This is a genomic window from Streptomyces sp. NPDC007157 (genome assembly GCF_040634235.1).
Lineage (GTDB): Bacteria > Actinomycetota > Actinomycetes > Streptomycetales > Streptomycetaceae > Streptomyces.
The window spans coordinates 20,714-33,944 of sequence record NZ_JBEYFE010000041.1; the positions used below are offsets into that span (position 1 = coordinate 20,714).

Consider the following 13,231-nt stretch of genomic DNA (forward strand, 5'->3'; position numbering starts at 1 on the left):
GAGTCGAGTCCCCACGAGTCGAGTCCCCACGAGTCGAGCAACCACGAGTCGAGCAACCACGAGTCGAGCACCCCACGATGAGAGGACATGACATGCCCAACCCCGACGGCGCGCCGGCCACCGGCTGTCCCGTGCACGCCGACGCCACGGCGGCGGCCCCCCGCCCCTGGGCGCCCGGGCTGCCCGAACCCGGCCCGGTGGAGCAGCTGTTGCTGCCCGACGGCAACCCGGTCTGGATGATCACCCGTTACGACGACGCGCTCGCCGCACTCAACAACCGCAAGCTGAGCAAGCACTTCGACAACGCGCTGCCCGAGCTGTGGCCCTCCGTGGGCTACGACGGCCGCAAGTCCATCCTCAACCAGCACATGAACCTCGCCGACCCGCCCGAGCACACCCGGCTGCGCAGACTGGTCTCCAAGGCGTTCACGCCGCGCCGGGTCGCCGACCTCGGCGAGCGGATCCAGCAGATCACCGACGAACTGCTCGACGCGGTCGCCGAGGCCGGCACCGCGGACCTGAAGGCCTCGTTCATCTCGCCGCTGATCTCCACGGTGCTCTACGAGATGCTCGGCGTGCCGCTCGCCGACGTCGAGGAGTTCGAACGCAACACCTACATCTTCGTCGGCCTCGGCAACTCCTCCAGCCCCGAGGAGGTCGTCGCCTCGGTCGGCTGGTTCGAGGAGTACCTGACCAAGCTGACCGCGCAGCGCCGTGCCGACCCCGGCCCCGACCTCATCTCCGGTCTGGTGCAGGCCAACGAGGACGGCGACGCCCTCGCCGACCTGGAGATCCGCTCCACGGTCATGCTGCTGCTCCTGGCCGGCGCCGAGACCACCATCAACCTGCTCTCCAACGGCGTCCTCGCACTGCTGCGCAACCCGGAGCAGCTGGCCGAGCTCAAGGACGACCCCGAGGGGCTCGCCCCTGCCATCGAGGAACTGCTGCGGCTGACCAGCCCGGTGTTCACCGTGGTGTACCGCTTCGCCACGGAGGACATGGAGCTGGGCGGCGCACAGGTCAAGGCGGGCGAGCACGTGATGATCTCGCTGGCCGCGGCCAACCACGATCCGGGCCAGTTCAGCGACCCGGAGTCGCTGGACATCCACCGCGACGCCTCCAAGCACCTGGCGCTCGGCCACGGCACCCACTTCTGCATCGGCGCCCCCCTGGCCAGGCTCAAGGCCCGGATCGCGCTGCGCACCCTGTTCGACCGGTTCGACGACCTCCGACTCGCCGTTCCCGACGAGAAGCTGACCTGGACGCCCAGCCTGGTGGCCAACAGCCTGGACCACCTGCCGGTGACGTTCACCGCGGCCACCCCGGCCGCCACGGGCTGACCTCTCCCGCGTATCCCTTGCCCCTCTCCGTACCGAGACTCTTTTCCGCGCGGTGACGGCCGTCCCCGCGCGGGGTTGGGACGAAAGCGATGACCGAGGCACCGATGCTCGACCCGGGCTTCATTGCCCAGCTGCTGCCCTTCGACCCCTTCGACCCGGCCTTCCTGGCCGACCCCTACCCGATCTACGCGCAGATCCGGGAGAAGGGCCCGGTGACCCGCACCCCGCTGGGGCTGTGGGCGGTGACCGGACATGAGGCCTGCTCGGCGGTACTGCGCGACCAGCGCTTCGGCTGGGGCGACGGCGCCACCGTCGCCGACCACTTCCGCACCGAGGCCGACGGCACGGTGGTGCGGCCGTTCATCTTCTCCGACCCGCCCGAGCACACCCGGATCCGCGCCCTGGTCGGGAAGGCGTTCGCGGCCCGCCAGGTGGACCGGATGCGCAGCACCGCCGAACAGGTCGTGCGCGAGCTGATCGAGACCGCGCGCGCCGAGGCCGGCGACGGCCCGATCGACCTGATGAGCGCGGTGGCGCACCCGCTGCCCGGCCGGATGCAGAACGCGCTCCTGGACGTCCCGGCCGAGCACGCGGCCCGTTTCGACGAGTTGTCCGGCGACATCGCCCGCGGCCTGGACCCGAGCTTCCTGCTCGGGCCCGAGGAGATCGCCAAACGCGACAACGCCCGCGCCGAGCTGTACCGGTACATCGGCGAACTGGCCGAGGAGCGCCGGGCGAAGCCGGGCACCGACCTGATCAGCGAACTGGTCGCCGTCGAGGAGGGCGGCGACACGCTGACCCCGGAGGAGCTGGAGGTCACCTGCACCCTGCTGCTCTCCGCGGGGTACGCCACCACCGTGAACCTGATCGGCAACGGCATGTTGGCGCTGCTGGGCCGCCCCGACCAGCGGGACTGGCTGCGCGCCCGTCCCGGCCAGGTGCCCGCCGCGGTCGAGGAGATGCTGCGCTTCGACACGCCGGTGCAGATGATCTCCCGGGTCGCCCTGGCCGAGGCCGAGATCGCCGGGCACACCGTACAGCCGGGCGAGCAGGTCATGCTGATGATCGGCGCCGCCAGCCACGATCCGGACGTGTACGACGACCCCGACGAGCTGAGGCTGGACCGGCCCGCCGGCCGCAACCTGGGCTTCGGCCTCGGTATCCACTTCTGCGTCGGCGCCCCGCTGGCCCGGCTCACCGCGCAGGCCGCGGTGTCCGCCCTGGCCGCCCTCGACCTGGAGCCGGTCACCGACAGCCCGGCCCGGGTGCCCAACATCATCATGCGCGGCCTGGCCGAACTGCCCGTCCGGGTCACCGGCTGACCCGCAGGACACCGGGCGGATGCCCACCGGAGGCCTCCGGTGGGCACGCACGGCGTCCCGCCCCCGACCACCCGCCGACGGCCTCACCGCACACGGAGACTACGGGGATGACCGACACCCTGACCGCACCGGAACTCTGGATCCGCCGCTACCGGCCGGCGACCCGGCACACCGACCTGTCGCTGATCTGCTTCCCGCACGCGGGTGGCTCCGCCAGCTACTTCCGGCCGCTCGCCGACGCGCTGGCCCCCGCCGCCGACGTCCTGTCCGTACAGTACCCGGGCCGCCAGGACCGGCGCGCCGAACCGCCCCGCACGTCGATCCACCGACTGGCCGACGAGATCCTCACCGTGCTGGAGTCCCTGGCGCCGCGCCGGCTGGTGCTGTTCGGGCACAGCATGGGCGCCTGCGTGGCGTTCGAGGTGGCCCGCCGGATCGAGCGGCGCTCCTCGCTCGACCTGCTGGGGCTCGTCGCGTCCGGCCGCACCGCCCCGCCCAAGGTGCACGACCGCGGGGTCCGTTCGATGGACGACGCCGGTGTCGTCGCCGAGATCCGCCGTCTCAACGGCACCGACGAGCGACTGCTCCTCGACGCGGACGTCATCCAGATGATCATGCCGGCCGTCCGCGGTGACTACACGGCGGTGGAGACCTACCGGTACCTGCCGGGGCCACGGCTGCGCTGCCCGATCAGTGTGCTCGTCGGCGACGACGACCCGCAGGTCACCCTCGCCGAGGCCGAGGAGTGGCGCGATCACACCGAGGGCGCCTTCATCCTGCGCGACTTCCCCGGAGGCCACTTCTACCTGGCCGAGCAGCAGGCCGGGGTGGTCCGGGCGCTGACCGAGGACCTGGCGGCCTTCGGCACGGGTCCGGGACGCGGCGCCTGACCGAACCGTCCCCGAGCACGCCCCCCGACCGAAGGAAGCCTGTGGTGATGACCGACCTGGCCGCCGCGATCGAGTCCCCCGACGCGCTGTCACGTGACTTCGCGTCCCTGCCGGTACCGGAGTCCTACCGGGCCGCCGTGCTGCGCAAGGACGAGCAGCACATGTTCGACGGTGTCCCGGTCGGCGACCGCGAACCCGCCAAGGCCCTGCACATCGCCGACGTACCGACACCGGAGCCCGGCCCCGGCGAGGCCCTGATCGCCGTGATGGCGAGTTCCGTCAACTACAACACGGTGTGGAGCGCGCTGTTCTCGCCCGTGCCGACCTTCGCCTTCCTCGAACGCTACGCCCGCACCGGCGGCCCGGCCGCCCGGCACGATCTGCCCTACCACGTGATCGGCTCCGACCTGTCCGGTGTGGTCCTGCGCACCGGGCCCGGGGTGCGCCGCTGGCGGCCCGGTGACCGGGTGGTCGCGCACTGCCTGTCCGTCGAACTGGAGGACGCGGCCGGCCACGACGACACCATGCTCGACCCGGAGCAGCGGATCTGGGGCTTCGAGACCAACTACGGCGGGCTGGCCGAGCTGGCGCTGGTGAAGGCCAACCAGCTGATGCCCAAGGCCGGGCACCTGACCTGGGAGGAGGCCGCGGCCCCCGGCCTGGTCAACTCCACCGCCTACCGTCAGCTCGTCTCGCGCAACGGCGCCGCCATGAAGGTCGGCGACACCGTGCTGATCTGGGGCGCGGGCGGCGGCCTCGGCTCGTACGCCACCCAGTACGCGCTGGCGGGCGGCGCGACACCGATCTGCGTGGTCTCCAGCGAGCAGAAGGCGGAGATCTGCCGGGCGATGGGCGTCGACGCGATCATCGACCGCGGCGCGGAGAACTACCGGTTCTGGCGCGACGAGGAGACCCAGGACCAGCGGGAGTGGAAGCGGTTCGGCAAGCGCATCCGTGAACTGACCGGCGGCGACGACGTGGACATCGTCTTCGAGCACCCGGGCCGGGAGACCTTCGGCGCGTCCGTCTACGTGGCCCGCAGGGGCGGCACGATCGTCACCTGCGCCTCCACCTCCGGCTACCGGCACGAGTTCGACAACCGCTACCTCTGGATGCACCTCAAGCGGATCATCGGTTCCCACTTCGCCAACTACCGGGAGGCCTGGGAGGCCAACCGGCTCGTCGTCAAGGGCCGCATCCACCCCACCCTCTCGCGCACCTACCCGCTGACCGACACCGGCCGGGCCGTCACCGATGTCCACCGCAACCACCACCACGGGAAGGTCGGTGTGTTGTGCCTGGCCCCGCGGGAGGGCCTCGGCGTCACCGACCCCGAACTGCGGAAACGACACGAGCCGGCCATCAACCGCTTCCGCACGGCGTGAGCGCGGACCGGCCGGGAGGCGCGCGTCCCGGATCCCGCCGAAAGGACGCTCACCGATGTTTGGTCTGAACCATTGACATGTCCACGGACCAGGGCCTTCAATGCGGCACGTCTACGTATGTCTTCCGGCGTTCACGTATGAGGAAGGTCCTGGCATGATCACCCCCCACCCGAACATGGCCTGGCCCCGCACCCTGTTGAGACTCCTCGCCCTGGTCGCCGTGGTGCTCGGCGTCCAGGCCGCACCCGCAGGCACCGCCCGGGCCGCCGCGCCCGTCAATGTGATCGCCTTCTACGACGGCACATACGACGCGGCGCACATCAGCTTCGACCACGAGGCCAGCACCTGGTTCCCGCAGGCCGGCGCCCAGAACGGCTTCACCTACACCCAGACCACGGACTGGAGCCGGCTCAACACCGCGACGCTCGCCAACTACCAGGTGGTCATGTTCCTCGACGACTACCCGCACACCGCCTCGCAGCAGTCCGCCTTCCAGAACTACGTGGCGGGCGGCGGCGGATTCATCGGCTTCCACGTCTCGGCGTACAACGACAACACCAGCGACTGGCCCTGGTACCACAACACGTTCCTCGGTACCGGCACCTTCAAGACCAACAGCTGGGGCCCGACCGCGGAGACCCTCCAGATCGACGACCCCACCCACCCCGCGACCGCGAACCTCCCGGCCACCATCACGTCCTCGGTCAGCGAGTGGTACAGCTGGCAGAACGACCTGCGGCAGAACCCCGCCATCGACATCCTCGCCTCGATGGCCCCGTCCACCTTCCCGGTCGGCACCGACCCCAACCAGACCTGGTACAGCGGCTATTACCCGATCGTCTGGTCCAACCGCAACTACAAGATGGTCTACAACAACTTCGGCCACAACGCGATGGACTACGCGACCAACACCACCCTGTCCTCGACGTTCGGGAGCGCCCAGCAGAACCAGCTCCTGCTCCAGGAGATCAAGTGGGCGTCCGGCCAGTCCGGTCCGGTCACCCCGCCCACGAACACCACCGGTCCGATCCACGGCTACGGCGGCAAGTGCGTGGACGTGGCAGGCGCCGCCACCGCCAACGGCACCGCCGTACAGCTCTACGACTGCAACGGCACCAGCGCGCAGAACTGGACGGTCTCCACGGCCGGGACTGTGAGCTCGCTCGGCAAGTGCATGGACGTGACCGGGGCTTCCACCGCCAACGGCGCCAAGGTGCAGCTCTACGACTGCAACGGCACCGGCTCCCAGGTGTGGCAGCCCGGCGCGAACGGCTCCCTGGTCAACCCGCAGTCGGGCAAGTGCCTCGACGCGACCGGCCCCAGCTCGGCCAACGGCACCCGACTTCAGATCTGGTCGTGCTCGGGTTCCGCCAACCAGAGCTGGACGCTGCCGTCCTGAACCGCCTGCCCGTGCGAGGCCGGCAGGCCGGCCTCGCACGGGATCAGGGCGTCAGAACAGCGTGCGCACGGGCGTCCCGGCGCTCCAGGCCGCGATGTCCTCGACCGCGTCCCGGTAGAACACCTCGTACAGATCCCGGCTGACATAGCCGATGTGGGGAGTGACCACGGCGTTCGGCAGGGTGCGCAGCGGGTGGCCGGCGGGCAGGGGTTCTTGGTCGAAGACGTCCAGCGCCGCCGACGCGATCCGCTTCCCGGTCAACGCGTCGATCAGTGCCGCCTCGTCCACCAGGGGCCCGCGCGAGGTGTTCACCAGGATCGCCGTCGGTTTCATGAGGCCCAGTTCGCGCTCACCGACCAGGCCCCGGCTGCGCTCGCTGAGTACCAGATGAATGCTCAGCACATCGGAGCGGGCGAACAGTTCGTCCATCGAGACGTACTCCGCTCCCTTCGCCTGCGCGTCGGCGGGCGTCAGGTTCCGGCTCCAGGCGATGGTCCGCATACCGAAGGCGCGCCCGATCTCCGCGACCTCGGTCCCGAGCCGGCCGAGGCCGAGGATCCCGAGGGTGGCGCCCCTGAGGCTCGTCCCCAGACCCTCCTGCCAGCCGCCCCGGCGTACGGAGTCCACCTGCTGCGGGACCATACGGGCCGCGGAGAGGATGAGCGCCCAGGTGAGTTCGACCGTCGGGTATCCGAAATAGCCTGTACCGCAGACGGTGATCCCCGCCCGGCGTGCCGCGTCCAGATCGATCGCCGCGTTGACCGGCCCGGTGGTCACGAGCAGCTTCAGGTGCGGCAGTCTGCCGAGCGTCGAGGCCGGAAAGCGGGTCCGTTCCCGCATGGCGACCACCACCTCGTACTCGGCGAGCGCCGCCACGACCGCCTCCTCGTCCTCGAAGGCATCCCCGAAGACGTGCACGTCGGCCCCCAGCGAATCCCAGTCGGCCAGGCTCAGGGCCACGCCTTGGTAGTCGTCCAGGATCGCGATCCGCATACGGATTCCTCTCGTTCTCGGCTGCCGGGCGGCGTGTCCTGAACGAGGGTACGGGGGTGAACCGCCGGGACGCATGCGGCACGTGGGCTCCGTGACCGAAATGGTCGGCACCCGCGTGCGGATTTTTGCGCACACCGTGAAAAGACCTGTCAAGCGCGATGTTCCTCACATGAGAAGGCGGCTCCGGGGCGGCCGTATACGGCAGATTTGCGGTGGTAACCTTGAATGAGTGAGCAATCGACTCCGCGTCAAAGGCACCTGCCGGCACCGCCTTCGCGATGTCTCCGTGGAATTGCCCAGGAGGTCGCTCGTCGTATTCACGGGAGTTTCCGGTCCGGCGGGTAAGTCGAGCCTGGCGTTCGACACCGTATTCACGGAAAGGCGGCGGAAATCTGTGGAATCGCTGTCCGCATACGCACGGCAATTCCTCGGACAGCTCGACAAGCCCGACACCGACACCATCGAGGGACTGTCCCCGGCGATCGCCGTCGGACCACCGCGCCGCACTCTCCAGGTGCTCGACGAACCCACCACCGGTCCGCACTCCGCCGACGGGGAACGCCTGCCGGCCGCCCTGCATCGACTCGCCGACGGCGGGAACACGTTCGTTGTCACCGAGCACCACCTCGACCTCGTCAAGACGGCCGACTCTCCGGGCGACATCGGCTCGGACGGGGGCCGCCGGGGCGGACAGGTGATCGCCGCGGGCACCCCGGAACAGATCGCGGTCCACCCGGGATCGCGCACCGGCAGGTATCTCGGTGCGCTGCTGGAGGAGACGATATGAGCCTCGCCCCGAGCGAAGCCGTCGAAGCCATGACGGCGCGGGCGCTGTCCCCGTTCGACGACGAGACCGACGGCCCCCCACCACGGCTCCCGGCGGAGGGCGGCAGCACCGACCCCGTGAAGGACTACCTGCGCGTCATCGCCCGGGTCCGGCTGCTCACCGCGGAGCAGGAGGTGGACCTCGCCAAGCGCGTCGAGGCCGGCCTGTACGCGCAACGGCTCCTGGCGGAGGGCGGGAACCGGCATCCACGGGAGGAGCTGCTCCTGCTCGCCGAGGACGGCCACCGGGCCAAGGCCCACCTCACCGAGGCCAACCTCCGCCTGGTCGTGTCGGTCGCCAAGCGCTTCACCGGCCGGGGCCTGGACTTCCTCGACCTCGTCCAGGAAGGCAACGCCGGTCTCATCCGCGCGGTGGAGAAGTTCGACTACGCCAAGGGCTTCAAGTTCTCCACGTACGCGACCTGGTGGATCAAACAGGCGGTCACCCGCGCCCTGGCCGACCAGAGCCGCACCATACGGATCCCGGTCCACACCGTGGAGATCATCAACCGGGTGGCCCGGGCGCGCCGGGAACTCATCCAGGAGACAGGCGTCCTGCCGACCCCGCAGGACGTCGCCGCGAAAGCCGAGATCTCGGTCGAACGACTCGTCGAACTCGACGCCTACACCAGGGAACCCGTCTCCCTGCACGCCACGCTGAGCGAGGAGGGCGACGGCGAGTTCGGCGACCTCATCGAGGACACCGACGCGCCCGCGCCCTGGGAGGCGGTCACCCACCACCTCCTCCAGGAGACCATCCGCGACCTGCTCACCGACATGACCGCCCGCGAGTCCGGGATCATCGCGCTCCGTTACGGACTCACCGACGGCCGCCCCCGCACCCTGGAGGAGATCGGCGTCGTCTACGGCGTGACCCGCGAACGCATCCGGCAGATCGAGGCCAGGACGATGACCAAGCTCCGTCACCCCTCCCGCTCCCAGGTACTGCGCGACTACCTCGACGACACCTGACCCGGCGGCCGGCCCGTCCGCCGCTTCTCGGGCGACAGCGAGCCGGGCCATCCGAACGGCCAGGGCCTCGACGGCAAGTGGTTCGCGGTCGGGCCCACCGGGAAGGCCACCCAGTGGCGGGCAGCCGCGTACGTCGACCGTTAGAGGCCGCGCCACACGTTGTCGAAGGCCGCGTCCTCGATCTCCCGCCGCTGGCGGACGGCGGCCAGCTCCGTGACGGCACCGTCCACGGCGGCGACCACCGTCACGGTCGCGTCGGAGACGGTGCTCGCGAGGTCCTTGGGCGTCTCGTCCTGGATGCCGACGGCGGCCGCGAAGGCGGCGAGCACCGGTTCACCCGACGTCCAGCGGTCACGCGCCCGGGCATGCTCGGGCGAGTCGGCGGGCGCCGTCCGCCCGGTCGGCAGCGGCAGCCAGCGCCGCCGCTGCCGGGTGACCGTCCCGTCCTCCTCCAGTTCGGCGAGATAGGCGGCGGACAGGCCACGCCCCCGGCGCCACAGCCAGTCCTCGACCGACTCGTACGGTGCCTCGCGTTTCAGCGCCGCCGCCGCCTCGTCGAGGAGCCGGTCGCCCGTCCCGCCCTGGGAAGCGGGCACGACGATCTCGTCGTCGAGGGTGACCGCCCCGGCGCCGAGGAGATCGACCAGTTCGGCTCCCGCGAGCGCCAGCGAGAGGTCGCCCTGCTCGACGGACCGGCCTGCGGCGTCGTACACGGTGACGATGAACAGGTCCCGGGGTGTGGTCATGTCGGACTCCCCAACAGAGATGGCGACAGAGGCATCTGAGGCAATGGTGGCGCGGAAGAACACGATGCCCGGTGCGGGCGCCACGCAGTCTCTCGCGCTCGGCCCGCACAGGTCACTCGTTCTGCCCAGGCAAGGCGTGCGATACGCCGCTTCCCGCGCCGTACCACCACGATGTGCCGCACGGCGCCGACGCGCAGCGCGGGACGAGCACGCGACCGGGGGAGCCACGGTCCGCACGGGCGGGGACGGTGGTCCGCATCGTCGGAATGCGGCGGTCCGTACGGGCGGGGCGGTGGTCCGCGCGGCCGGGGTGCGATGGGTCGGCACCGTCGGCGTGTGGCGGTCCGCACCGCCAGGGGCGGCGATCCACAGCGCCGGTGGCGTGCCGGCATGCGCGGTAGGCTGCTTGGCGATCAGAGGGGTGACAGTGGCCGGAGGTGGGTGGACATGACAGCGGAGGCCGAGCCGTCGTCCGCCGTCGGCGCGGGCGGCCGGGACAGCCGGCTGGGCCCGCTGATCATCACCCTCTTCGGGCTGTACGCGCGCGGTGAGCACAACTGGCTCTCCGTGGCCTCGGTGATACGCCTCATGGCCGACCTCGGTGTCGAGGGTCAGGCCGTCCGGTCGGCGGTCTCCCGGCTGAAGCGGCGCGGGGTGCTGCGGAGCGAGCGCCACGAGGGGGCCGCCGGATACGCGGTCGCCGACACCGCGCTGGAGGTGCTGGCGGAGGGCGACATACGCATCTTCGAGCGGAACCGGGCCGCGGCCGACGACGGGTGGCTCGTCGTCGTCTTCTCGGTGCCCGAGTCCGAGCGCGACAAGCGGCACGCCCTGCGCACGGCCCTGACCCGGCTGGGCTTCGGCACCGCCGCCCCCGGCGTGTGGGTGGCCCCCGGCATCCTCGCCGACGAGACCCGCCGCACCCTGCAACGCCTCGAACTGACCCCGTACGTCGACATCTTCACCGGCGACCACTTCGCCTTCGGCGATCTGTCGGCGAAGGTCCGTGAGTGGTGGGACCTCGACGAGCTCACCGCGCTCTACGCGGACTTCCTCGCACGGTACGCGCCGGTGCGCGAGCGCGCCGCCGCGGGCGGGACAGCGCCGCAGGAGGCGTTCGGGATCTATCTGCCGATGCTCACCGAATGGCGCCGGCTCCCGTACCGCGACCCCGGCCTGCCGCTCTCCCTGCTGCCGCGGGGCTGGCGCGGCGAGACCGCCGGCGCGCTCTTCGAAGAACTCGACAGGACGCTCCGGGCGCCCGCCCGCGAACACGCCCTGGCGGTCATCCACACTGCCTAGGCCTACGGCCTGATCAGCCGTTCCTCCGGGATCACGGCCACCCCGAGGATCTCGATCATCGCCTCCGGCTGCCAGAGCGCGGTGCAGCCGATGCCCGCCATCGCCGGATACACGGGCCCCGCGAGCTCCCGCCACACCTTGCCGATCTCCTTGCCGTGGGCCTGGTAGTCGGGGATGTCGGTGAGATAGATCGTCACGCTCACCAGGTCCGCCGGCTCGCCGCCCGCCGCCCGCAGCGTGGTGAGCACATTGCCGAACGCCTGGCGGAACTGCTCGACGATGCCACCCGGGACGATCTTCATGTCGGCGTCGAGCGCGGTCTGGCCGCCCAGGTGGAGCGTGTTCCCCGCGAGCGTTCCGTGCGAGTAGCCGCTCGGGGCGGGCAGTTCGGGCGGGTTCACGGCGACGGGAGTCATGAGGCCTCCGGTTCGGTGGTGTCCGGCTCCGGCCGCACGGCCGGTCGTATTGACAATAAATGACGACCGTGAAAGATACGAGATATCGCGCCGTCCTCTTCCGCACCCGACAAGCCGAAGCACCCGACAAGCCGACGCCTCCGACGCGCCGACGCCTCCGACGCGCCGACGACCCCGACGCCTCCGACGCGCCGACGACCCCGACAGGCCGACGATCCCGGCAAGCCCACGGAAACGGAGCTGTTCCATGGAGCCCGACCTCAGCAAGTACCGACTCGAAGGCGACAGCGAGATGTACCGGCTGCCCAGCGGTATCGTCGCGCCCGTCGTCACCCGGGCCGGTCAGGAGGACGTGAACACCGCCGACTCGGGCGGCGCCGTCCGGGTGTCGGGTGTCAGCGCCCAGCACACCCCGGCCCGCCGCCTCTGGTACGGCAAGGTCAGCAACGAGCCCGGCTACCGCTCGGTCACCCACCACCACGGCGAGGCCGAGACCGGCGGATACGTCCTCTCGGGCCGGGCCCGGATCTACTTCGGCGAGAAGTTCGAGGACTACGTCGACATGACGGAGGGCGACTGGGTCTTCGTCCCGCCCTTCATGCCGCACGTCGAGTGCAACCTGTCCCGGAGCAAGCCGCTGGTGTGGATGACCACCCGGACCCCGGAGAACATCGTGGTGAACCTGCCCGACGTGGCCGACACCGACCTGCGCGACTGGCTGAACCGATGACCGCCGCCCCGACCTCCGCGATCGTCACCGCGGCCCTCACCCTCAAGGCCGCCACGCCCGAGCACTTCGACCTCGCCTTCACCGCGACCACCCAGCCCTGCCCCTGGCCGAAGGCCTACGGCGGCGACCTCGTCGCCCAGGCCGCCGCGGCCGCGATGCGCTCGGTGACCGACGGCAAGTCGCTGCACTCGATGCACAGTTACTTCCTGCGCCCGGCCGACATCGGCGCCGAGGTCCGCTACGAGGTGGAGGTGGTGCGAGACGGCCGCGGCTACAGCACCCGCCAGGTACGCGGCTACCAGAACGGCAAGGTGCTCTACGTCTGCCTCGCCAACTTCGCGGCGGGGGAGCCGGGCGGCTCCTTCCAGGCCGAGTTCGCCGGAGAGATCCCCGGCCCCGAGACCCTGCCCAGCTCGGCCGAGTACCTCGCCGAGCGCACCGGCGGCACCATGACCGCCGAGTCCAAGGCCTACTGGCGCGGCGGCCGCGGCTTCGACATGCGCCACGTCCCCGGCCCCGTCTACCTCACCGTCGAGGGCGAGCGGCTGCCCCACCAGGCGGTCTGGCTACGGCCGTTCGACGCGCTGCGCCCCGTGGAGGGCCTCACCGACGCCCAGCGCGACCTCGCCGCCCTCGCCTACGTCTGCGACTACACGATCCTCGAACCCGTCCTGCGGGTCCTCGGCCTGGCCTGGGCCGACCCCGGCCTGGTCACCGCCAGCCTCGACCACGCCATGTGGTTCCACCGTCCCGCACCGGTGGGCGACTGGCTGCTCTACGCCCAGGAAGCGGTGGCCGCCGACGCGGGCCGCGGCCTCGGCACCGGACGCTTCTTCACCCGCGACCACCGTCACCTGGCCACAGTCGTCCAGGAGGGCATGATCCGCCCCGCCTGACCGCCCGCCGCATTC

Annotated in this window: 11 protein-coding genes and 2 pseudogenes; 10 read left to right on the forward strand and 3 right to left on the reverse strand. The window is 70.9% G+C overall.

Annotation, left to right across the window (positions count from 1 at the left end; all coding sequences use genetic code 11):
• Positions 1 to 92 precede the first annotated feature (92 nt).
• The 5 genes from ABZ642_RS42905 (at position 93) to ABZ642_RS42925 (ending at position 6,336) form a co-directional block, all read left to right on the forward strand.
• A complete protein-coding gene (locus tag ABZ642_RS42905) occupies positions 93 to 1,340 on the forward strand; it encodes a cytochrome P450 (protein WP_360496008.1) in 1,248 nt (415 codons plus the stop codon).
• Between the two features lie 89 nt (positions 1,341 to 1,429).
• A complete protein-coding gene (locus ABZ642_RS42910) occupies positions 1,430 to 2,662 on the forward strand; it encodes a cytochrome P450 (protein ID WP_360496011.1) in 1,233 nt (410 codons plus the stop codon).
• 107 nt (positions 2,663 to 2,769) lie between these two features.
• Positions 2,770 to 3,552: an alpha/beta fold hydrolase gene (locus ABZ642_RS42915; protein WP_360496014.1), complete on the forward strand. Its 783-nt coding sequence runs from the start codon at positions 2,770 to 2,772 to the stop codon at positions 3,550 to 3,552.
• 47 nt (positions 3,553 to 3,599) lie between these two features.
• The gene (gene ccrA, locus ABZ642_RS42920; protein ID WP_360496017.1) at positions 3,600 to 4,937 is read left to right on the forward strand and encodes a crotonyl-CoA carboxylase/reductase; all 1,338 of its coding nucleotides are present in this window, start codon (positions 3,600 to 3,602) and stop codon (positions 4,935 to 4,937) included.
• Between the two features lie 154 nt (positions 4,938 to 5,091).
• A complete protein-coding gene (locus ABZ642_RS42925; protein ID WP_360496019.1) occupies positions 5,092 to 6,336 on the forward strand; it encodes a ThuA domain-containing protein in 1,245 nt (414 codons plus the stop codon).
• A gap of 51 nt (positions 6,337 to 6,387) precedes the next feature.
• On the opposite strand, the gene ABZ642_RS42930 is transcribed toward ABZ642_RS42925, so the two are convergent.
• The gene (locus ABZ642_RS42930) at positions 6,388 to 7,329 is read right to left on the reverse strand and encodes a D-2-hydroxyacid dehydrogenase family protein (RefSeq protein ID WP_360496022.1); all 942 of its coding nucleotides are present in this window, start codon (positions 7,327 to 7,329) and stop codon (positions 6,388 to 6,390) included.
• Positions 7,330 to 7,558: 229 nt separating this feature from the next.
• Between ABZ642_RS42930 and ABZ642_RS42935 the strand changes: the two are divergent.
• Both ABZ642_RS42935 and ABZ642_RS42940 read left to right on the forward strand, forming a co-directional pair.
• A pseudogene (locus ABZ642_RS42935) lies at positions 7,559 to 7,819 on the forward strand (hypothetical protein); the annotation flags it as partial.
• A gap of 353 nt (positions 7,820 to 8,172) precedes the next feature.
• A pseudogene (locus tag ABZ642_RS42940) lies at positions 8,173 to 9,126 on the forward strand (RNA polymerase sigma factor); the annotation flags it as partial.
• Positions 9,127 to 9,266: 140 nt separating this feature from the next.
• Here the strand turns inward: ABZ642_RS42940 and ABZ642_RS42945 are convergent.
• Positions 9,267 to 9,872: a GPP34 family phosphoprotein gene (locus ABZ642_RS42945; RefSeq protein ID WP_360496025.1), complete on the reverse strand. Its 606-nt coding sequence runs from the start codon at positions 9,870 to 9,872 to the stop codon at positions 9,267 to 9,269.
• 447 nt (positions 9,873 to 10,319) lie between these two features.
• Between ABZ642_RS42945 and ABZ642_RS42950 the strand changes: the two genes are divergently transcribed.
• Complete coding sequence (locus tag ABZ642_RS42950; RefSeq protein ID WP_360496028.1) at positions 10,320 to 11,174, forward strand: PaaX family transcriptional regulator C-terminal domain-containing protein; 855 nt, start codon at positions 10,320 to 10,322, stop codon at positions 11,172 to 11,174.
• A 2-nt stretch (positions 11,175 to 11,176) separates the two neighbouring features.
• On the opposite strand, the gene ABZ642_RS42955 is transcribed toward ABZ642_RS42950, so the two are convergent.
• The gene (locus ABZ642_RS42955) at positions 11,177 to 11,590 is read right to left on the reverse strand and encodes a RidA family protein (protein WP_360496031.1); all 414 of its coding nucleotides are present in this window, start codon (positions 11,588 to 11,590) and stop codon (positions 11,177 to 11,179) included.
• 247 nt (positions 11,591 to 11,837) lie between these two features.
• Here ABZ642_RS42955 and ABZ642_RS42960 point away from each other — a divergent pair, with 247 nt between their 5' ends.
• The gene (locus ABZ642_RS42960) at positions 11,838 to 12,320 is read left to right on the forward strand and encodes a cupin domain-containing protein (RefSeq protein WP_360496034.1); all 483 of its coding nucleotides are present in this window, start codon (positions 11,838 to 11,840) and stop codon (positions 12,318 to 12,320) included.
• On the forward strand, positions 12,317 to 13,216 hold the full coding sequence (locus tag ABZ642_RS42965; protein WP_360496037.1) for an acyl-CoA thioesterase domain-containing protein: 900 nt from the start codon (positions 12,317 to 12,319) through the stop codon (positions 13,214 to 13,216). Before ABZ642_RS42960 ends, ABZ642_RS42965 begins: the two co-directional genes overlap by 4 nt.
• Positions 13,217 to 13,231 lie beyond the last annotated feature (15 nt).